Annotated in this window: 21 protein-coding genes and 1 other RNA gene; 19 read left to right on the top strand and 3 right to left on the bottom strand. The window is 36.1% G+C overall.

The window, feature by feature from the left end; all coding sequences use genetic code 11:
- The first annotated feature begins 55 nt into the window (after positions 1–55).
- The 5 genes from SCA31_RS01500 to SCA31_RS01480 all read left to right on the top strand — a co-directional run bounded on the left by SCA31_RS01500 (position 56) and on the right by SCA31_RS01480 (position 6,631).
- Positions 56–496, top strand: coding sequence for a GPW/gp25 family protein (locus SCA31_RS01500; RefSeq protein ID WP_076351749.1), 441 nt, complete (start codon positions 56–58; stop codon positions 494–496).
- Between the two features lie 23 nt (positions 497–519).
- A complete protein-coding gene (locus SCA31_RS01495) occupies positions 520–2,403 on the top strand; it encodes a type VI secretion system baseplate subunit TssF (protein WP_410695043.1) in 1,884 nt (627 codons plus the stop codon).
- Between the two features lie 419 nt (positions 2,404–2,822).
- On the top strand, positions 2,823–5,654 hold the full coding sequence (gene uvrA / locus SCA31_RS01490) for an excinuclease ABC subunit UvrA (protein ID WP_410695042.1): 2,832 nt from the start codon (positions 2,823–2,825) through the stop codon (positions 5,652–5,654).
- 265 nt (positions 5,655–5,919) lie between these two features.
- Complete coding sequence (locus SCA31_RS01485) at positions 5,920–6,324, top strand: hypothetical protein (protein WP_410695041.1); 405 nt, start codon at positions 5,920–5,922, stop codon at positions 6,322–6,324.
- A 172-nt stretch (positions 6,325–6,496) separates the two neighbouring features.
- Entirely contained in the window at positions 6,497–6,631 is a 135-nt protein-coding gene (locus tag SCA31_RS01480; RefSeq protein WP_076351761.1) for a bacteriocin-like protein, read from the top strand.
- Positions 6,632–6,669: 38 nt separating this feature from the next.
- Here SCA31_RS01480 and SCA31_RS01475 read toward each other — a convergent pair whose 3' ends face one another.
- Entirely contained in the window at positions 6,670–7,218 is a 549-nt protein-coding gene (locus SCA31_RS01475; protein ID WP_410695040.1) for a hypothetical protein, read from the bottom strand.
- Positions 7,219–7,360: 142 nt separating this feature from the next.
- Between SCA31_RS01475 and SCA31_RS01470 the strand changes: the two genes are divergently transcribed.
- From SCA31_RS01470 to SCA31_RS01460, 3 genes are all read left to right on the top strand, one after another.
- Positions 7,361–7,873, top strand: coding sequence for a DUF421 domain-containing protein (locus SCA31_RS01470; protein WP_410695039.1), 513 nt, complete (start codon positions 7,361–7,363; stop codon positions 7,871–7,873).
- A 5-nt stretch (positions 7,874–7,878) separates the two neighbouring features.
- Positions 7,879–8,370 (top strand): GNAT family N-acetyltransferase, encoded by a 492-nt coding sequence (locus SCA31_RS01465; protein WP_410695038.1) that lies wholly within the window; start codon positions 7,879–7,881, stop codon positions 8,368–8,370.
- Positions 8,371–8,508: 138 nt separating this feature from the next.
- Positions 8,509–8,694, top strand: coding sequence for a quinol oxidase subunit 4 (locus SCA31_RS01460; protein ID WP_410695037.1), 186 nt, complete (start codon positions 8,509–8,511; stop codon positions 8,692–8,694).
- 59 nt (positions 8,695–8,753) lie between these two features.
- Here SCA31_RS01460 and SCA31_RS01455 read toward each other — a convergent pair whose 3' ends face one another.
- The gene (locus tag SCA31_RS01455; RefSeq protein WP_410695036.1) at positions 8,754–9,068 is read right to left on the bottom strand and encodes a DUF4286 family protein; all 315 of its coding nucleotides are present in this window, start codon (positions 9,066–9,068) and stop codon (positions 8,754–8,756) included.
- 148 nt (positions 9,069–9,216) lie between these two features.
- Between SCA31_RS01455 and gyrA the strand changes: the two genes are divergently transcribed.
- From gyrA to SCA31_RS01425, 6 genes are all read left to right on the top strand, one after another.
- On the top strand, positions 9,217–11,802 hold the full coding sequence (gene gyrA, locus SCA31_RS01450) for a DNA gyrase subunit A (protein WP_410695035.1): 2,586 nt from the start codon (positions 9,217–9,219) through the stop codon (positions 11,800–11,802).
- A gap of 27 nt (positions 11,803–11,829) precedes the next feature.
- A complete protein-coding gene (locus SCA31_RS01445) occupies positions 11,830–12,855 on the top strand; it encodes a tetratricopeptide repeat protein (RefSeq protein ID WP_410695034.1) in 1,026 nt (341 codons plus the stop codon).
- A 158-nt stretch (positions 12,856–13,013) separates the two neighbouring features.
- Entirely contained in the window at positions 13,014–13,850 is an 837-nt protein-coding gene (locus tag SCA31_RS01440; RefSeq protein ID WP_410695033.1) for a 1,4-dihydroxy-2-naphthoyl-CoA synthase, read from the top strand.
- A 99-nt stretch (positions 13,851–13,949) separates the two neighbouring features.
- Positions 13,950–14,879 carry a 1,4-dihydroxy-2-naphthoate octaprenyltransferase gene (gene menA / locus SCA31_RS01435; protein ID WP_410695032.1) on the top strand — a complete coding sequence of 310 codons (930 nt, stop codon included), beginning with the start codon at positions 13,950–13,952 and terminating at the stop codon, positions 14,877–14,879.
- A gap of 18 nt (positions 14,880–14,897) precedes the next feature.
- Positions 14,898–15,344, top strand: a complete 447-nt coding sequence (locus tag SCA31_RS01430; protein WP_410695031.1) for an SRPBCC family protein — start codon at positions 14,898–14,900, stop codon at positions 15,342–15,344.
- Positions 15,345–15,479: 135 nt separating this feature from the next.
- Positions 15,480–16,166, top strand: a complete 687-nt coding sequence (locus tag SCA31_RS01425; RefSeq protein ID WP_410695030.1) for a metal-dependent hydrolase — start codon at positions 15,480–15,482, stop codon at positions 16,164–16,166.
- A 116-nt stretch (positions 16,167–16,282) separates the two neighbouring features.
- Here the strand turns inward: SCA31_RS01425 and ffs are convergent.
- Positions 16,283–16,380: signal recognition particle sRNA small type (gene ffs / locus SCA31_RS01420), an RNA gene on the bottom strand.
- Between the two features lie 131 nt (positions 16,381–16,511).
- Here ffs and SCA31_RS01415 point away from each other — a divergent pair.
- The 5 genes from SCA31_RS01415 to SCA31_RS01395 all read left to right on the top strand — a co-directional run bounded on the left by SCA31_RS01415 (position 16,512) and on the right by SCA31_RS01395 (position 21,914).
- Positions 16,512–17,114 (top strand): DUF4199 domain-containing protein, encoded by a 603-nt coding sequence (locus SCA31_RS01415; protein WP_076351784.1) that lies wholly within the window; start codon positions 16,512–16,514, stop codon positions 17,112–17,114.
- Positions 17,115–17,130: 16 nt separating this feature from the next.
- The gene (locus SCA31_RS01410; protein ID WP_410695028.1) at positions 17,131–18,081 is read left to right on the top strand and encodes a glycosyltransferase family 2 protein; all 951 of its coding nucleotides are present in this window, start codon (positions 17,131–17,133) and stop codon (positions 18,079–18,081) included.
- 417 nt (positions 18,082–18,498) lie between these two features.
- Complete coding sequence (locus SCA31_RS01405; protein WP_076351788.1) at positions 18,499–19,200, top strand: GIN domain-containing protein; 702 nt, start codon at positions 18,499–18,501, stop codon at positions 19,198–19,200.
- Positions 19,201–19,281: 81 nt separating this feature from the next.
- Entirely contained in the window at positions 19,282–20,997 is a 1,716-nt protein-coding gene (locus SCA31_RS01400) for a phospho-sugar mutase (RefSeq protein WP_410695027.1), read from the top strand.
- Positions 20,998–21,014: 17 nt separating this feature from the next.
- Positions 21,015–21,914 carry a hypothetical protein gene (locus SCA31_RS01395; protein WP_410695026.1) on the top strand — a complete coding sequence of 300 codons (900 nt, stop codon included), beginning with the start codon at positions 21,015–21,017 and terminating at the stop codon, positions 21,912–21,914.
- The last annotated feature ends 19 nt before the right edge of the window (positions 21,915–21,933 follow it).

The raw sequence follows: 21,933 nt of genomic DNA, 5'->3' as shown, positions 1-21,933 counted from the left end.
TATTTTGGTATTTCGTTTTTAAGTAAACGGAACCATGAAGTAAAAACTATAAGTTATGGATACACCAAATTACAGAATGCCTTTCGTGCCATCTACTCTAATGACCGAAGGAGGAAGTATCGATACCTGCGATATGGGGGAAAGTATTGCCCACAATATTATGCTGCTGATCACCACCAAAAAAGGAGAGAACAGATATGATGAAAACTATGGAAACGACGTTTGGAACTTGGAATTCGATAATGGAGTAACAAGTGCCATCTGGGAAAACGTTTTTGTCAAAAGTCTTAAAAGACAGATCCAGGAGTATGAACCTCGCATTGTACAACCGCAGATCGATGCCAACATACAATTTGTAGAACACAGCTACGATACAAAAGAACACACCGAAATCAAAAAGAAAGTAAGAATTGCCATCAATGCCAAGATGGAGGAAACAGGAGAACGTTTCAGTTTTTCAACAGAACTGTTCCTGAGTCCGATGTCTATTGATTAATATTTTTAACAGCAAAAGAAATTATGAATTTAGATCAGAATATTTATTCTAAAGAATCTGTAAAAGCAAGAATGCTGCAAAATGCAACTAAAGTCTGGGGATTGAAAAGCCCACAGTCTTTGGATCCGTTTGTAAAACTGTTGATAGATGCATTCAGTACAGAAGTTTTTAAAGCGAATAATGAAATACAGACAGTGAATGCCCGAATTTTGGAAAAACTGGCAAAACTGTTGACTCCGTCCATTTATACTCATCCTATTCCTGCTCATGCTGTTGCCTTTACGCAGCCTTATGAATCTACCGAAGTATTATTGGAACATACGGAGTTTTTCTTCCGTAAGCAAATGACCTCTACCGTAAAGTCAGAGTCGGATAAACAAGTGAATATTCCTTTCACTCCTGTTGGAAATGTAAGAATTAATAAAGTTCATACTTCAGTAATGTTTGTAGGAAATACCTGCTACAGTATTGATGACAGATTTAATAAAATTCCTATTGCAAGATTTAACGGTAGACCAGAAGACTATAGGAAGATCACGGTAGGAGTTGATGTAAGTAAATATGCAAGTGAGAACTTTCCTAAATACATGAGTATATTCTGTTCCAACCCTGCTTTTGAACATTTGGATTTTGTATACAAATTATTGCCTTACATTAACGTCTCAAGTAATGGAAATCCTTTATTTGTAAGAGAGGGATTAAGTTATCTTACAGAAAGTAATCCGGACGGATATGAGCAGATGTTCAAGGAACAATCTATCCGAAACAAGGTTATTGAAGATATCAAAAGTATCTACCGTCATAAATTTATTGAAATTACTGGGCTTTCCAGCAGTTTGTTTTCAGAACCCGGACAGCTTCCACAGAATCTTGATTTCCTTGTAGGAAAAGAAGAGATTGTAAAATATCTTGATAACAAGCGCTATCTATGGCTTACCTTTGAATTTCCACCACAGTTCTCAGCAGAAATTCTTGATAATTTCTCATTTGTACTTAACGCTTTCCCAGTCTATAACAGAGGTTGGAAAAAAACAGAGTACAGCCTTGATATTATGGGGAATAATATTCCTTTAGTAACCGACGAGGGAGAACATTTTCTATATGTAGATGAGGTACAAGATGGAGATGGAAGAAGATATACCGAAATCCCATTTACTCCAGCCGATGATCTTAAAAAAGGATTGTACACCGTAAGAAAAGGAGGAATGGAACGTTTCACCAACAGAAATGCGGTAGATATGATCGCCAATGTTTTGGAGCTGACAAGGGACGAAATTGCGGCATTCTCTCTTTTAAACAGGGATAATGTAAAAGGCGTTCTTAGTGAAATGTCTGATAAGATGAAATCTATGGTACAGAAAGTGAACAATGCCAAAAGAAACATTAGACAGGAACTGAACTACGTAATTATGGAACCTGTAGAAAAAACAGACCATACCTACGCTGCTTTCTGGATTACTCATTGTACGCTGGCCAATCATATGCGTCCCGGAACAGAGCTTTCCAATCAGTTGAAGTCGCAGACCGTTGTTCTACTTACCGAAACCTTGGGGGGAGCTGAAGAACAGAAAGGCACAGACAGTATACAGGCCTATAAATATGCTTTAACGACAAGAGATAAAATTATTTCCCTTGAAGACGTTAAAAATTATTGCCGAATGGTACTGAAAGATGAGTTAAGAGAAGTACGAGTAAGAAGAGGAACCATGATCAGCAATAGACCTAAGGAAGGTTTTGTAAGAACCGTTGAAGTAGAGATTATTCCGCAGAACTATTCTTTCTACGGAAGAGCTTACTGGGAAAACATGGCGAATATTACAAGAAATCAGATTATCGCCAAGGCTATTGATGGTATTGAATACCTTGTGAAAGTAAGTAACGAGGATATCGAATTTCAGGATATGTAGACTTAATTGATTTAAAATATAAAATGCCGTAGGAAATACGGCATTTTTAGTATTTCATAACTAAACAATCTATTCTTTCCGTTTATTTGAAGAACATCAACGAAGAAATGGCAAGCACAGAAAAGCTCATTGTAGATATTAGTAATGCAGTTTGGGAATATTTTATGTAAACAAAAAATAAAATAAATAGAAACGGGCTTTAGTCCGTTTTTTTATATATAGAGAATTCATGGGCTTAAGCTAAAACCTAATAACAGAGCCCATAGATAACCCTTTATCAAAATTAGGAGTAAGAAAACTTTTCCTTGGGAAAAGTAAAGTCTTTTTTATGAAATTTTTATACCTCTTATAATAAAAAAAATTCCATAAAATTCCGTAATTTTGCACGTTGTGATTTTCAGGCAAAGTCACTCCAAATTATGAGCAAATCAACAGAATATATAGAAGTTTACGGAGCACGTGAACACAATCTAAAGAATATTAATGTTAAAATTCCGCGTAACGAACTGGTTGTAATTACCGGGCTTTCCGGAAGTGGAAAGTCTTCACTGGCATTCGACACTATTTTTGCCGAAGGTCAGCGCCGTTATATAGAAACTTTTTCTGCCTATGCACGACAGTTCCTGGGTGGATTGGAACGTCCTGATGTAGATAAAATTGAAGGACTTTCACCCGTTATTGCCATCGAGCAGAAGACAACCAATAAAAATCCTCGTTCTACTGTAGGAACTGTTACAGAGTTGTATGATTTCTTACGTCTTTTATATGCTAGAGTTTCAGATGCTTACTCTTTGTCTACCGGACAGAAACTGGTAAGCTATACAGAAGATCAGATCCTTGATACCATTAAGGGAAACTATAAGGGAGAAAAGATCATGCTGTTGGCTCCTGTTGTACGTTCCAGAAAAGGGCATTATCATGAACTTTTCGTACAGATGGCCAAAAAAGGGTACGGACAGGCAAGAATTGATGGAGAGCTTCAGGATATTGAATATGATTTAAAACTTGACCGTTACAAAACCCACGATATTGACATTGTTATCGATCGTTGGATTATCGGAGAAAGCGCTTCTGAGGGAAGAATGGAAAAATCATTGCGAACCGCTATGGAAATGGGAGAAGGAATCATCGGAATTCAGAAGTTGGGAAGTACAGATATTGAATATTTCTCCAAAAACCTGATGGATGCGGAAACAGGACATTCATTGGCATTACCGGAACCTAATACATTCTCTTTCAATTCGCCAAAAGGAAGCTGCCCGAACTGTAAGGGATTGGGAACCATCAAAAAGATCAATACAGACTACTTTATCGACAATCCAAAACTATCAATCAATCAGGGAGGATTATTGCCGTTGGAAGATATCAAGTCCAATAAATGGATCCTTGCACAGATAAAAAATATTCTGGAGATCTTCGGACTGGGAATGACAACACCATTGCAGGATATTCCTGAAGAAGCTTTGGATTACATCTATAACGGATGTCACAAAGAATTCAATAAAGACCTGAAATACGCAGGAATCACCAAGAAAATAAAAATTAGTTTCGATGGTTTAATTGCTTTCATGGAGGAAATTATTGATGAAAAAGAATCCTACGAAGCTATTTTGCTGGAAAGACACTTTACAACAGAAGAAACATGCCCCGAATGTAATGGAACCCGTCTTCAGCCATCAAGCTTAAGTTTTAAAATCGATGGAAAAAATATTGCTGAGGTTAACGGACTAAGCTTGGCCGATTTAAAAGACTGGCTGGCTGATGTTAAAGATAAATTTTCAGAGAAAAATAAGATCATTGCCCACGAAATATTAAAGGAAATTGAAACAAGACTTCAGTTCCTATTGGATGTTGGTTTAGATTATCTGAGTTTGAGCAGAAGTTCAAAAACCCTTTCAGGAGGAGAATCTCAAAGGATTCGTTTAGCAACGCAGATCGGATCTCAGTTGGTAAACGTATTGTACATTCTGGATGAACCAAGTATCGGGCTTCACCAAAGAGATAACGAAAGACTGATTCATTCATTGAAGAATCTTAGAGATATCGGAAACTCAGTATTGGTGGTAGAACACGATAAAGATATGATTATGGAAGCCGATGAGGTTCTGGATATCGGCCCAAGAGCTGGAAAATTTGGAGGCGAGATACTTTGGCAGGGAAAACCGAAAGACCTTTTAAAAGCTGATACCATTACAGCCCAATATATTAACGGAAAAAGGAAAATTGAAGTTCCTGCCGAAAGAAGAGTCGGTAGCGGAAAAAATATTCTTTTAAAGGGAGCTACAGGAAACAACCTTAAAAATGTTACGCTGGATATTCCTTTGGGAAAACTGGTTGTAGTAACCGGAATTTCAGGAAGCGGAAAATCATCCCTGATTAACGGAACCTTATATCCAATCCTTAACAAGCATTTCTATAGAGCAGTTCAGGAGCCTTTACCTTATAAAAAGATTGAAGGACTTGATAATATAGATAAAATTGTAGACGTTGACCAGACTCCGATCGGAAGAACACCACGTTCAAATCCGGCAACCTATACAGGTATGTTTACAGACATTAGAAACCTTTTTGCAGAACTACCGGAAAGTAAAATCCGTGGATACAAACCTGGAAGATTCTCTTTTAACGTAAAAGGAGGAAGATGTGAAACCTGTCAGGGTGGAGGATTAAAGGTTATCGAGATGAACTTCCTGCCGGATGTATACGTTCATTGTGAAACCTGCAACGGAAAACGTTTCAACAGAGAAACTCTGGAAGTACGTTACAAAGGAAAATCCATTTCCGATGTATTGGATATGACCATTGATGAAGCGGTGGATTTCTTCCAGCCTATTCCTAAGATTTTTGCAAAGGTAAAAACATTGCAGGATGTAGGATTAGGGTACATTACATTGGGACAGCAGTCGACAACGCTTTCAGGAGGAGAAGCGCAGCGTATTAAGCTGGCAACAGAATTATCAAAAAGACAAACAGGAAACACCTTATATATTCTGGATGAACCTACCACAGGACTTCACTTTGAAGATGTGAAAATTCTGATGGACGCCATCAATCAATTGGTAGAGCTAGGAAACTCATTCATTATTATTGAACATAATATGGATGTCATCAAGCTGGCAGATCATATCATTGATGTAGGTCCTGAAGGAGGAAAATACGGTGGACAGATCGTAGCACAAGGAACTCCTGAGGAAATTATAAAATCTAAGAAAAGCTTAACAGGGAAGTTTTTGAAGAGAGAATTGGGGTAAATTAAAATATTTCGGAGAATCTTCTTTAAGTAATACCAGATATAAGGGCTAAACTCATACAGTTTAGCCCCTTTTTATGCTATAATAATAGCTTCCAATATTAAATTTTCAATTATTTTTAAAATATATTATATTGATTATCAGTATTTTATATTTTAATGTTAACTCAATGTTAACTGAAAGTGAATTTAATATGAATTATTTTTAATAACTTTGGGTAAGAGATACAAAATAAGGTTAGTATAATATTTAAAACCAAGTAGTTATGAAAAATAAAATTCAAATAATAATGGCTTCACTTTTTGTTGTTGGATTTACTACTGTAATGAATACAACTCAGGCACAAACTACAGATCATAATACCATTCAGGAAATTCAACTGAATAAAAGCGAGACTTTTAACGATATCAGAAGCCGATTGATGTCAAATTTTGATCTGGATAATCCTGAATATAGACAAGGGACAGTGAATTCCGTGGTAAAATTTGATATCGCTAAAAACGGAAAAATTGTGAATGTTCATTCAACAGGTGATTGCAAAACAGTAAGTAAGGAAATCGAAACTGTTTTAAGCGAACTTGATTATAGAGTAGATCATAGAAAAATGAGTGATAATATGGTTGCTTATACCTATGTAATGCCTGTAACCGTTGAAATTCACAACAGATAAGCCTCAAAAAAAGCTTAAAAAAATCATATCTGACTTTAATTGATTGAATTACATAGTAGAATCTGTTTTAATTTTATATTATAGATGAAAATTCTGTAAAATTAATAGGCAAATTTGTAATATGTCAGAAAATAATTCGTTTTAATTTTATCAAACCATAAATTAAAACTATATGAAAAATTTAAAGAAGCTGACTAAGACAGATTTGAAGTCAGTGTACGGAGGGCAGCCAAAACAATATTGTACGTATTGCGAATGGGCAGACAAAGTTTTTTGCAGCGAAATTCCAATTGTTCAATGTCCATAAAAAAAATGAAGACCACTTATTGTAAGCGGTCTTTTTTTTTATTCATGTGTACTTTTCGCAAATTCAGCCAGGCTTGCTTTAAGATCCTTGGAACTCCCTATAGAATCAAAGGTGATATTATCTATTTTCCATCCTTTATCAGAGTTAATAAGATGTACTGTATCTACCCATGATACTTTTGGAGAAGCCATATTGTATTCAAACTGAACTCTTGCATCTGCAGTTTTTCCATTCACAACAATAGATTGAACTTTATAACTTGTATATCCTTCATATAAACTTGAAAAAATAGCTCCTTCAAATATCAAAGGCTTTTCATCAGGATGATCACTGTTTTTTACCTTTTCAATATCTTCTTTTGATGCATTGATGGCATTTTCTAAAACCTTTTTAAGGTCTTGGGAAAATAAGTCGTCTGGAATAGGTTGGTTATAAACAGCATCATTAGACTTGCCATATTTTGTGTAAAGTTCATTTACTTTGCTTTCAACAGTTGTATTGGAGTCTGCAGTACTCTGTGATTTATTTTTTTCACAGGAAACAAAAAATAGTAGAATGCCAAGATATAAGAATAGTTGCTTTTTCATTAACATTTTTTTAGGGATACGTGGCAAATCTTATACCAAGGATCGGGATGTATTAATGCATGATATGGTCATTATACATTTTGTATGAATACCTCTATACAATAACAAAAAATCAATACATTTGAATTAGATAAAAAAAATTGTGGATTCTATTCTTAATGTTGCAATTCGTTCCCTTTGCGTCTACATTTTTATGGTGATCGCAATTCGTTTGTTTGGCAAAAATCAGCTTTCTCAGCTTAACGCCGGGGATGTGGTTTTGTTGCTGCTTATTTCCAATGCTGTTCAGAATGCCATGGTAGGTCCTGATACTTCACTGCAGGGGGGAATCGTAGCGGCACTAGTTTTGTTCGCAGCTAACTTTATCTTAAAGAGATTAATGTTTTCCAATCGTTCCTTTGGATCATTTTTGGAGGATGATCCTGTAGTTTTAATAAGGGATGGGGTTCCGGACCAGGCAGCATTGAATAGAGTAAAGATTACACAGGGCGAGCTGGAAGAAGCAATCAGAGAGCATGGGATAGAACAAATTAAGAATGTAAAACTATCCGTTCTGGAGGTAGATGGGAATATCAGTGTGGTGTCTGAAGATGAAAAAAGTAAGCAGACCCATTATTCAAGAATTAAAAGAAAAAGTAAAAGAAAATACCATTAAATACAATGAATTACGAATTAAGAGAAATGCTTCCCAACGACGAAGCAAAGGTACTGGAGATCTTCAGACAGGGAGTAGACGGCGGTATTGCCACTTTAGAAACTGAAGTTCCTACTGTTGAGGCCTGGAGTATGGCTTATTTCAATGACTGCCGTTGGGTGCTTGAAAATGAAAGTAATGAAGTAGTAGGGTGGTGTGCTCTAAAACCAGTAAGTAAAAGAGAATGTTTCAAAGGAGTGGCAGAAGTAAGTATTTATTTTGATAATGAATACCAAGGCAAGGGTTTGGGTTCAGTTCTGCTTAAAAAGCTGATTTTGGATAGCGAGGATCATGGATTCTGGACGTTACAGACCCATATTTTTCCGGAAAATGAAATTGCTATCAAGGCTCATCAGAAAAACGGTTTCAAAATCGTAGGGGTCCGCAAAAAAATCGGAAAACTCAAAGATGGATGGAAAGACTTGGTTATGATGGAAAGGAGAAGCGAAATCATCTGAGTAGGAACAAACAGGAATAATGAATTTCCAAAAGAAGTTTATGATAAACTACCAACTTCAACCTTTCAACCTTGAGCTTTGAATTATTTGGCATCAACATTGTTCTATTCTATACCTAAGTTTGAAAAAGAGAAAATAATGAAAAGTATGGTTAAAATTACAGGAGCCCTTATTGTGGTGTTTATGTTGGCATCATGTGTGGTTCATGATCATGGACATGGGAATAGAGCAAAGCCGCTTCCGCCAGGACAGGCAAAGAAAATATATGGAGGCAGTGCTAAGGACTATGCGCCAGGACAGGTAAAGAAAAGACATAGATATTAACAGTGCATCATGTATTGTCATAAAAATAAAAACCCCTGAATTTTCAGGGGTTTTCTATTTTAAAGTCTGGTTTTCTTAGGATTTAAAAAAGTATTGAAGATCATTACTTCCTGCCCAAATTTATTCTCAACATGTTCAGCTATATTTTTTAACTCACTCTCCATAAAATCATTTCTCAGCTCATCATTATCAAACATAAGAAGGAGGTTGTAATTTTTACCCTCATCAATATAATCACTGTGTACTTCAGAGAGAATATACTTGCTGACATCCATTAAGTTTTCGGTCATTAAAACCAATGTTTCATCAATATAATTTTCCCATTCTTCCAGATTATTTTTCGTGCAGTGGAAAGTTATACTTAATAGGCTCATATTTTAAGAATTTTTAAGATTTTGTGGATAAATTCTAACGCAAAAATCGGCATTTTTTTCGTAAATTAGCCCGTTAATAAAAATTCAAAATAAATAATTTTCAGACTTTCAGCTAAGGGTCTGACTATCATTATAATAAAATTTGTTTATGCAAAAAGAAGGAGAAAGACTAATTCCTATCAACATTGTTGATGAAATGAAGTCGTCTTATATCGATTATTCGATGTCGGTTATCGTTTCAAGAGCGTTACCTGATGTAAGAGACGGCTTGAAGCCCGTTCATAGAAGAGTACTTTATGGTATGTATGGACTAGGGGTTTTTTCGAATAGAAAATATTTAAAATCTGCGAGAATTGTTGGGGATGTTTTGGGTAAATATCACCCGCACGGAGACTCCTCTGTATATGATGCAATGGTGAGAATGGCTCAGGACTGGAGTTTACGTTATCCTCAGGTAGACGGACAAGGTAACTTCGGATCTATGGATGGTGACCCACCAGCAGCAATGCGTTACACCGAAGCAAGATTGAAAAAAATCTCAGATGAGATTCTTTCTGATTTAGACAAAGAAACAGTTGATTTCCAGAATAACTTTGACGACAGCTTACAGGAGCCAACCGTGATGCCTACTAAGGTTCCAAACCTTTTGGTAAACGGTACTTCTGGTATTGCGGTAGGTATGGCAACCAATATGGCGCCTCACAACCTGTCAGAGTCTGTGGATGCAATCTGCGCTTATATCGATAATAAAGATATTACGATTGATGAGCTAATGCAGCACATTATAGCACCAGATTTCCCTACAGGAGGTATTATTTATGGTTACGACGGAGTAAGAGATGCTTTCCATACCGGTAGAGGTAGAGTAGTCTTAAGAGCTAAGGTTAACTTTGATGAAATCGGAAACAGAAACGCAATTATCGTTACTGAAATCCCTTATCAGGTAAACAAGGCAGAAATGATTGCCAGAACAGCAGAGCTTGTTAAAGATGAGAAAATCCCTGGTATCCACGAGATCAGAGACGAATCGGATAGAAAAGGACTTCGTGTTGTTTACGAATTGAAAAACGACGCCATTCCAAATGTTGTTCTAAACCTTTTATACAAATATACATCACTTCAGACTTCTTTCAGCGTTAATAATATTGCGTTGGTACATGGAAGACCGGAACAGTTGAATCTAAAGGATATCATTCACCACTTTGTAGAGCACAGACATGAGGTCATCGTAAGAAGAACTCAGTATGAGCTTAAAAAAGCAAAAGAAAGAGCGCATATCCTTGAAGGATTCATGAAAGTGATTGGAACTCAGGATTCATTAGATAGAGCAATTTCTATTATCCGTCACAGTGCTAACCCTCAGGCTGCAAAAGAAGGCTTGATTGAAGCATTTGAACTTTCAGAAATTCAGGCTCAGGCGATTCTAGATCTTAGATTAGCTCGTTTGACAGGAATGGAGCTTGATAAGATCCGTGATGAGTATGATGCTATTATGAGAGAGATTGGTGATTTAGAAGATATCTTGGCTAATGAACCAAGAAGATTCCAGATCATTAAGGATGAATTAATTGAAATCAAAGAAAAATACGGTGACGAAAGAAGAACTGAAATTGACTATTCAGGAGGAGAAATGTCTATCGAAGACATTATTCCGAACGAAGCAGTAGTTCTTACCATTTCTCATGCAGGATACGTAAAGAGAACTTCACTTTCAGAATATAAGATTCAAAGTAGAGGGGGGGTAGGAAATAAAGCAGCAACTACAAGGGACTCTGACTTCCTTGAGTATATTGTTTCTGCAACCAACCACCAATATATGTTGTTCTTTACAGAAAAAGGAAGATGTTATTGGTTAAGAGTATTTGAAATCCCTGAAGGTTCGAGAACAGCCAAAGGAAGAGCAGTACAAAACCTTATCAATATCGAACCGGATGATAAAATTAAGGCGTATATCAGAACCAATAACCTTAAGGATTCTGAATATGTAAATCAAATGAGCGTAGTGATGGTGACCAAGAATGGTACCATCAAGAAAACATCATTGGAAGCCTATTCAAGACCAAGGGTAAACGGGGTAAATGCAATTGAAATTAGAGATAATGACCAATTATTAGGAGCTTACCTTACCAATGGTACTTCTGAGATCATGATCGCTACTAAAAACGGTAAATGTATCCGTTTCCCTGAAGAAAAAGTAAGAGAAGTAGGTAGAGGTTCTATCGGAGTTCGTGGTATTGCCATGGAAGACAATGATGAGGCTATTGGTATGATTGTTGTGAATGATGTAGAAAATGAAACCGTTCTTGTAGTATCTGAAAAAGGATACGGGAAGAGAACAGCAGTAGAAGACTACAGAATTACGAACAGAGGAGGAAAAGGTGTTATCACTCTAAACATTACCGAAAAAACAGGAAATCTGATTGCTATTCAAAATGTAACAGACGAAGATGGATTGATGATTATCAATAAATCTGGTGTTGCCATCAGAATGGGAATGGATGAAATGAGGGTAATGGGAAGAAATACACAAGGTGTAAAACTGATCAACCTTAAGAAAAATGATGAGATTGCAGCCATTGCAAAAGTAGCAATGGATAAAGATGTAGAAGAAGATTCTGAAGAAAATGAAGACGGAACAGAAGTAACAACTGATAACGAGGAAAACACTGCACTACCTCAGGCTGAAAATGAAAATACAGCAGAGGAAAATGAGAATTCTGATTCTGAAGAATAAATGTACAATTAATATAAAATAGTTATTATGAAGAAACTAATTTTAGGTATGGCTATCGTAGCCTCCGCTTTTGCTTTCGGACAAAAAGGAGATGTAAACGCTCAGCTTCAGGCTACAAACAAAGCTGCTATGGATGCGTACAATGCAAAAAACTATGCAGCAGCGGCACCTAAGTTTATAGAAATCTATGACTTACTAAAGGCAAACGGTCAGGATAATAAAATGTATATGTATTATGCAGGTCTTAGCCATGCATTGGCAAACAACAGCGATGCAGCAATCAAAATATATACAGATTTAATAAACTCGGGATATACTGGAGTAGAAACAACTTATACTGCAAAAGAAAAAAAATCCGGACAGGTAGTAAACCTTGATAAGGCTACTTGGGATCTTATGAAAAAAAATGCAGATTATTCTGATTTCAAAACTGAGCAGACGCCAAGTGTAGAGCCTGATTTGTATGAAACCTTAACTACTTTGCTTATTAACGCGAAGAAAGGAAATGAAGCTCTTGTGATCATTGAAAAAGGATTGGCTAAGTTCCCTAACAATAATAAATTGAAGGAAGCCCAAACCAATGCATATCTTCAGTCTGGAAACATGGATAAATTTGTTACAGGTTTGAAAGAGCAATTAGCTAAGAATCCTAACGATGCTACAAACTGGTATAATCTTGGAGTAATGCAGGCTAAAACTCCCGCTACTGTTGAAGAGGCTATAGCTTCTTTCAAAAAAGCAATAGAGCTTAAACCTGACTTTGCCAATGCTTATCAGAATATAGTGTATACAACAATTGGAGATGATCCTAAAGTAGTAGCAGAAATCAACGCAACCAGAAAAGATAAGCCGGATGCAGCTTCAAAATTAATTGATGCGAGAAGAGAAAGATTTGCAAAAGCTTTACCATTTGCAGAAAGCTGGTATAAAGTAGATCCAAAGAACATTGATGCAGTTACTACACTTAAAGAAATCTATGTTGTAACAAAAAACATAGATAAAGTGAAGGAAATGAAAGCTAAAGAAGCTGAGCTTAGCGCTGGAGCAAAATAAGCATTTTGTAACTCAATAATAATAAAAACCGAAGCAGTAATGCTTCGGTTTTTTGCTTTTAACAAATGAAATCTTTCTGCATTTTTGTGAAGTGGATCCATAAATTTAACCCCGGAAATTCTCTGTAATTCCGTATCTTTGAGAAAAATTTTAATAAGATGATCGAGTGGAAAACCGCCAAGGAATACGAAGATATTACCTATAAAAAATGTAATGGTGTAGCAAGAATCGCTTTCAACAGACCGGAAATACGTAACGCTTTCAGACCTAAAACAACTTCAGAATTGTATGATGCTTTTTATGACGCATCCGAAGACCCTTCAATAGGGGTAGTTTTGCTTTCAGGTGAAGGACCAAGTCCTAAAGATGGAGGTTGGGCTTTCTGTAGTGGAGGAGATCAAAAGGCAAGAGGTCATCAGGGGTATGTAGGAGAAGATGGAAGACACCGTTTAAACATTCTGGAAGTTCAGCGTCTGATCCGTTTTATGCCTAAAGTAGTGATTGCGGTTGTTCCAGGGTGGGCAGTTGGTGGCGGACACTCCCTTCATGTAGTTTGTGATCTTACTTTAGCCAGTAAAGAACATGCTATTTTCAAGCAAACAGATGCGGATGTTACAAGTTTTGACGGGGGGTACGGATCTGCTTACCTTGCCAAAATGGTGGGACAGAAAAAAGCCCGTGAAATATTCTTTTTAGGAAGAAATTATTCCGCTCAGGAAGCTTTCGAAATGGGAATGGTAAACAAAGTAGTTCCTCACGCAGAATTAGAAGATACAGCCTATGAATGGGCGCAAGAAATATTAGGAAAATCTCCAATGTCCATCAGAATGTTGAAGTTCGCCATGAATCTTACCGATGATGGTATGGTAGGTCAGCAGGTTTTCGCAGGAGAAGCAACCCGTTTGGCTTATATGACAGAAGAAGCCCAAGAGGGAAGAAACGCATTCCTTGAAAAAAGAAAGCCCAACTTCGGAGAAGATAAATGGATATCGTAAATATTGTATGGATGTATTCATGTAAAAAGTATTAATGACATAAGTGTCATTTTTTATCATTTTACATGATTACATTGTACATGAATACATGAAAATAATATGACTGATTGGATAAAAGCCGCAAGGCTAAGAACCTTACCGCTTTCCCTTAGCGGAATTATAATGGGAGCATTCATTGCAAAGTGGAGGTTATACAGAGAAGGAGGAATCTGGGACTGGAAAATCTTTGCCCTGGCACTTTTGGTAACCCTATTATATCAAATTTTATCAAACTATGCCAACGATTATGGGGATGGAGTAAAAGGAACCGATGCCAAAAGAATCAATGAAGCTGAAGCAAGAGCGGTAGCATCAGGAAAAATCACAGCCAAGCAAATGAAAAATGCGGTGATTTTGTTCTCTGTACTATCTTTCATGGCTACCATAGCGTTATTGTACGTTGCTTTCATTCCAAACTATATGAATGAATTCTATATTTTCATAGGATTGGGAGTAGCAAGTATTTTAGCGGCAATTGGATATACAGTAGGGAAGAAGCCTTATGGATATATGGGACTGGGAGATATCTTCGTATTTATCTTCTTTGGACTTGTTTCTGTATGTGGCAGCTATTTCCTTTTTACAAAAACGTTCAGCTGGGATATGCTGTTACCGGGAACTGCAGTAGGGATGATGAGTATGGCGGTTTTAAACCTTAATAACATGAGGGATATTGAAAGTGATAAACTATCAGGGAAAAATAGTTTTGCATTAAGAATTGGATTCAAAAATGCAATGATCTACGAAATGATTCTGTTACAGCTTCCATTGGTATTGATCCTTATCTTTTTAGGGGTGAATGGGTTTATACAGATGCAAAATTATTATGCTTTCATCGTAATGATTCTGTTGTTTCCATTGGCAAAACTGAGAAGAAGTATCATGTCAGTAAAAGAGCCGAAAGAATTAGATCAATATTTAAAGCAGGTTGGGATCATGACGTTTATAATGGCAATTCTTACCGCAGCCGGACTTAATTTATTTAACTAAATCTAAAAATAGTATATCATGAGTTCCAATGTCTATGTTGAGGCGCAAATGCTTATCAGAAAGCCGATTGAAGATGTTTTTGAAGCATTCATCAATCCTGAAGTAACCACTAATTTTTGGTTTACAAAATCTACCGGAAAATTAGAAGAAAGTAAAATGGTAACCTGGGAATGGGAAATGTATGGCGTAAAATCTGAAGTAAAAGTTCAGCAGATTATTCCCAATGAGCTGATCAGAACAGAATGGGGATTGCCTTCAACAAATGTAGACTATGAGTTTAAAATCATGGAAAAAGGAACCCTTGTTGTTATTAAAAGCTATGGATTCAGCCAGACTGGTGAAGATCTTTTAAGACAGGTTAATGATAATACAGGCGGTTTTACAACAGTTTTGGATGGTTGCAAAGCCTATCTGGAACATGGAATTAAACTGAACTTAATTGAAGATAAATTTCCACAGAAATAACCTGTTTCGGGGATATTTAAAATAGGCTACGCAGTTGCGTTTAATTAAAACACAAATAACACAAATACTTTTACAGATCTCATTGTGAAACGAGTTGAGTTATTTGTGTTTAAAAATTTTAAAATTAAATTTAAAATGAAAATACAATTCTTAGGGCAAAATTGTTTCTTGTTTACGTATAAGAACAAGACCATTTTGAGTGACCCTTTTTACAATTACAAAAAAGCGGAATCAGGTTTTGATATTACCGCTCAAAAAATCGATTACATCCTGTTGACCCACGCACATGGCGATCATATTGCGGATGTAGGGGAAGTATTACAGCATTACCCTGAAGCAACCATCATTGGAGTGCCTGAAGTATGCAGATATTTCAAATCAGCAAAGAATACAGATGATGTGAACCTAGGAGGATCGGCAAAAATCGACGATCTTAAGATTTCAATGGTTCCGGCTCACCACACGAGTTCTTTTCCTGATGGGAGCTATGGAGGCGTTCCTGTAGGGTATATTTTCAGACTTCCTGAAGGGAAGAATGCTTATTTAGCTGGAGATACAGGAGTAATGGCAGATATGGAACTATTCCCAAGATTGTATGGGAACATCGATCTTTCTATTCTTCCTATCGGTAGCCACTACACAATGTGTCCGAGAAAAGCATCTTTTGCAGCAGCAGAACTATTGAAAACTCCAAAGGTAATTGGATGCCACTTTGATACTTTCCCTGCCATTGAGATCAATCATGAAAGTGCAGTAAAGCATTTCGCAGATAAAAATGTAGAACTTGTTTTACCAAAACTGGGAGAGACGTTCGAATTTTAATAGAGAATTAAGACTAAGGTAATCTAAAATTAGAAAAATGAAAATGATGCGTAAGGTATTAAAAACAAAAAAAGATAATTATCAAATTACCTCTCTTCTCACTTTAAACCAAAAAAAAATGGCAAGCTACCTAAATCACACCGCTACGACCAATTACCTTTGCTGCGTTCCCACCCTGGAGGATTCTCAGGAGCTGGTTGTTTAGGACTTGCCGTTGCAAAGGTAGGAAATATTTGTAAACTTCAAAACTTTATTAAAGAAAATTAGTCGAAAAAATGCAGTGGTAAAGCTAAACAGCTGACATTTAGAGGAATAATTTTTCAACTTTTTTCTAAAAATTTAAATATGACGAAAAGTCCATCAACACTAGGAATTATACTTTTTATTGCTACAATGATCGTTTTCTTTGTAGTATATACTTTTTTTTCAGGTATCAATTATTTTGATATATCACTGAAAGCCAATGCATTTGTTTTACCTCTCTTGTATGCAGGAGCCGCATTCTGGTCTGTAAAACTATACTGGAACAACCATAGAGTGGTAAGTTTTAAAGAAGCCTTCAAGAGAGCTTTCGTTCCGATGTTCATCGGAGGAATTCTTTCTATTTTCAGTATTTATGCTTTTTTAAACTTTGCAGATACAGATGCCAAGAAGCTTTTGAACTACCAGTATGTTCAAAGACAGAAGTCTGAATTGGATACGGAATATACTTCCGCAAGAAAGATTATGAAACATCAAAAGGATATTGATGAGCTGGATCAGAAGTATAAGGAGAGGCTGCAAAGCTTTACTCCAGAGGCTGTAAAAGGAAAAGATATGCTTACCGCAAGTCATTTTTCAGGATATTTTGCAGCAATTCTTATATTTTACGTAGTTTTGTCAGTGTTTTTCGGAGCATTTTTCAGAACAAGAACGATATATCAGCCCGAAGAAACAGAACAAGCCTAATTTTTATTAAAATTAAATGAATTTATCTATAGTTATTCCGTTACTCAACGAGGAAGATTCTCTGGAAGAACTTTTTTCAAGAATTGATAACGTCTGCAGAACCAGTAGTTTGTCTTACGAAATTTGGTTTGTAGATGATGGTAGTACGGATTTATCGTGGAGCATTATTGAGAACTTAAAAGTACAGCATCCTCAGATCCACGGTATTAAATTTTCCAGAAATTATGGAAAATCTCAGGCACTTCATGCTGCCTTTTCAAGAACAAACGGAGATGTGGTAATTACCATGGATGCTGACTTACAAGACTTTCCGGAAGAAATTCCTGAATTGTACAATATGGTAGTTAATGATAATTACGATATTGTTTCTGGTTGGAAAAAGAAACGTTTTGATAATGTAATGACGAAGAATGTTCCGTCAAAACTATTCAATGCAGCTGCCAGAAAAGTTTCAGGAGTTGAGCTTCATGATTTCAATTGTGGTCTGAAAGCTTACAAAAAGCAGGTTGTAAAATCGGTGGATGTATATGGTGATATGCACCGATATATTCCGGTGTTGGCAGCTAATGCAGGATTCAGAAGAATTACTGAGAAAGAAGTTCAGCATCAGGCAAGACCTTACGGAACCTCAAAATTCGGAACAGAAAGATTCATTAGAGGATTTCTGGATTTGGTAACCCTTTGGTTTGTAAGTCGTTTTGGAGGAAGACCTATGCACTTCTTCGGAGCAGTAGGAACACTGATGTTTATCTTCGGTTTCCTTTCAGCCCTTTGGTTGGGGATTTCCAAACTGATTGATGTAGCAAGAGGAATTTATGGACATTTAATCACGAATAACCCTTGGTTCTTTATTGCTTTAACAATGATGATTATGGGAACGTTACTGTTTGTAGCAGGATTCCTTGGAGAAATGATTATCAGAACCAACCGAGAGCATAAAAATTATAATATTGACGAGGTGATATAAGGTTTTAAACCCTATTAACTAAGTTTAAATCAAATAAATACCTCAGGAAGTACATCTTTCTGAGGTATTTTTATTTCATCCTTTTTCCAATATTATTTTATACTAGCTGCTAAACAAAATCAGACAATTTTAACAACATAATTAATTAAATCACTACATGAACTTGATGATTTTAAAGGGTATTAATTGACTTTAATTTTATTTGAGCTGTTATTGTTTTCTTAGATCTACTAAAAAAAGCAAGAAATTGAAAATTATCAGGTTTTTTATTGTCAAATGACAAAGTTTTTTAGAAATTTTAATCCTATTTTTGTTAAAAGATATTGTTGAAAGTTTCATGACGGATGCATAAAAGATTCCGGAAATTTTCAATAGAGTAGATCCCTATGATCATTAGTAGAATATTTAAAATTAAATATGAAAAAAGTATTATACACATTAATGCTGGTTGCGGTAGTTTCCTGTGGAAAAGTTTCTCCAAAAGGAAATATTGAAAAGAAAGATGTGGAAGTTCCGGAGTTTGTTAATCTGGATCTTACCGGAAAATTTCGTGTATTCTATGCCAGAGGTCCAAAAAACTTTGTGGAAATAGAAACCTATCCCAATGTGGCGAGTAACCTTGATGTAGATGTAAAAGACAAAACGCTTTTCATTAAGGAAAAAAGAGGAACAAAGGGGGTGGATTTTTATAATGTAACCATTTATTCAAAATATAATCTTGAAAAAGTAGCCGTTGCAGACTCCGTGGAAATGAATATTTCAAGCGAAATTAAAACGGATAACTTCAAGCTTAATATGAAAAACTATGCTACATTTATGGGATCTGTTAATACGAGAAGAGCTGAGGTAGAAATGCAGAATAGAAGCCGCGCCAACTTTTTAGGATTATCCAAGGATGCTGTTATAAAGATTTCAGATACAGCGAGTTTAATTGCTCCGTACTGGAAAATTACCAACCTGAATATCGATTCCAAAAACGGAAATTATGCTGAAGTAAATGTAAAAGATTCTTTAAAAGGGAATATTCAGAATACAGCAAAATTTATCTATTATAACGACCCAATCCGAGCGTTTAAAGTAGATAAAACAACGAGAGTAGAGAATAAGAAATTAAATTAAAAAAACCATCAGCTGAATGTTGAAAATAGCGACAAAAGTATGTTCATCTTCAAGCTTTCAGCTTCCAAATTAGATATAAATATGACAACATTAGAAAAAGCGAAACTTTGGTTAAGTGATACATTCGATAAAGAAACGAGAGATGCCGTACAATCTTTGATTGACAGCAATTCCCCAGATCTGGAAGATTCTTTCTACAGAGAACTGGAATTCGGGACAGGAGGAATGCGTGGGATTATGGGAGTAGGAACCAACCGCTTAAATAAATATACATTAGGACAGGCTACGCAGGGATTGGCAAACTATATGCTGGAGCAGTTCAAGGGAGAGGAAATTAAAGTGGCCATTGCTTATGACGTTCGTCATAACTCAAAAGAATTCGGAAAATTGGTTGCAGATGTTTTAACTGCCAATGGAATTAAAGTATTGCTTTTCAAAGATCACAGACCTACCCCTGAATTGTCTTTCACGGTTCGTGATAAAAAATGTAACGGAGGAATCGTATTAACGGCTTCTCACAACCCTCCGGAATATAACGGTTATAAAGTATACTGGAATGACGGAGCGCAGATTGTTCCGCCAAATGATGAAGCCATCATCAATGAAGTATATTCTGTAAAATTTGAAGAAATTAAATTCAACGGAAATGATGATCTGATCGAGTGGATCGGAGAAGAGCAGGACGATGTTTATATCGATACTTGTATTGAAAACTCTACTTATCAGAACGTTGGAAAAGAAAACCTAAATATTGTCTTTACATCCATCCACGGAACAACATATACAACAATTCCGAAAGCTTTAGCAAAAGCAGGATTTAAAAAAGTAGATCTTGTAAAAGAGCAAATGATCCCAAGCGGAAACTTCCCGACGGTAGATTCACCGAACCCGGAAGAGCCTGCGGCATTGGAAATGGCAATGGATCTTGCAAAAATTACCAACGCTGATATTGTTATTGGAACAGATCCGGATGGTGACAGACTGGGAATTGCTGTAAGAAACCTTGACGGTGAAATGCAGTTATTGAACGGAAACCAGACCAATACCATCCTTACTTACTATATTCTGCACGAATGGCAAAAACAAGGAAGAATTACAGGAAAAGAATTTATCGGTTCTACGATTGTAACTTCAGATGTTTTCTATGATATTGCACAAAAATTCGGTGTTGAATGTAAAGTAGGCCTTACAGGATTCAAATGGATCGGAAAAATGATCCGTGAAGCAGAAGGAACCCAAAAATTTGTATGTGGTGGTGAAGAGAGTTTCGGTTTCATGACTGGAGACTTTGTTCGTGATAAAGACTCTTGTGGGAGTATCGTTCTGGCTTGTGAAATTGCTGCTTGGTGTAAAGCCAACGGAAAAACAATGTATCAGTACATGATTGAGATCTATGAAGATCTTGGAATGTATTACGAAGGGCTGGTAAACATCGTAAGAAAAGGAAAAGAAGGGGCTGAAGAAATTCAGAATATGATGAAGAACTTCCGTGAAAATCCTCCAAAAGAATTGGCAGGTTCATTAGTGGAAGAAGTTAAAGACTTTAAAGAGCAAACCAGTCTTACTGTTTCAACAGGTGAGAAAAAAGTAATGAACGATATTCCGAAATCCAATGTATTAATTTACTATACACAGGACGGAACCAAAGTTTGTGTAAGACCTTCCGGAACAGAACCGAAAATTAAATTCTATGTTTCAGTAAAAGACGTTATTAAGTCTGAAGCAGATTTTAAAGATAAATTAAAATCATTGGAAGCTAAAATCGAGGCAGTTAAAACAGATCTAAAACTGGATTAATTCTAAGGTAATCGTAAATGATAAAAAAAATTGTAGCAGTTTGCCTGCTTTCTGCAGCCGTAGTTTCCTGTAAAAAGGAAACTGCCGTTTCGGATGTAAAGCCGGCAAATGATTCGATTGCTAAAAACGAAATCAAGGAAGATCAGTATAAACCCATTGATACGGCTTGTTCTCCTAATCATAAGACGGAAGATTACATCACAGCTCTTCAATGGTATCGTACCAAAATTGATAAGGAAATTGCAGGAAATAGCCCGGAACAGAATGATAAGGTATATGAAGAGTATGTGAAAATCAGAAATAAGTATACCAGTTGTCTGAATGATTTGCATATTGATATATTGGATAAATATGTTGATTATCATACAAGAGAAGCAGATACTTACAATCTACCGGAGAATGTAAAGAAAATTGCTGCCGAACTGAACAAGGCAGGTCTTGAATTCCGTGTAATGGGAGAGGGCCTTACTGAAATCCACTCATTGCCAGAATATTATGTGTCTGTTTTTAAGAATAAGGTAACTCCTGATTATGATGCCTATATTTCACAGATCGCAAAAGACAATAAGGAAAACTATGCTGTGAACGGAGGTCTTTTGATTACCTGGGAAGAATTAGGTGACAGATTAATAGTCTGGGAAGATTTTATGAATAAATATCCCAAAAGCCCGTTGATAAAAGTGGTAAAACAGGATTATCATAATTATTTGTTGGATTATCTTCTGGGAATGGACAGTGATCGGATTTATGACAGCGAAGAAGGCAAGATTTATGATGATAAGAGAGAAGAATATAACAGAATCATCAAAAAATATCCAAATTCTATTACTGCGAAAAAAACTAAAGAACTAATAGCCGCTTATGATGCCCATATACCTGTGGATCAGATAGAAGACAGAATCAATTTGAGAAGATAATATTAGTAAATTTTAAATA

Origin of the sequence: Chryseobacterium sp. SIMBA_028 (assembly GCF_046535285.1) — a bacterium.
GTDB lineage: Bacteria > Bacteroidota > Bacteroidia > Flavobacteriales > Weeksellaceae > Chryseobacterium.
The sequence above is the reverse complement of the archived record's forward strand: the minus strand, read 5'-3'. Positions and strand labels throughout refer to the sequence as shown.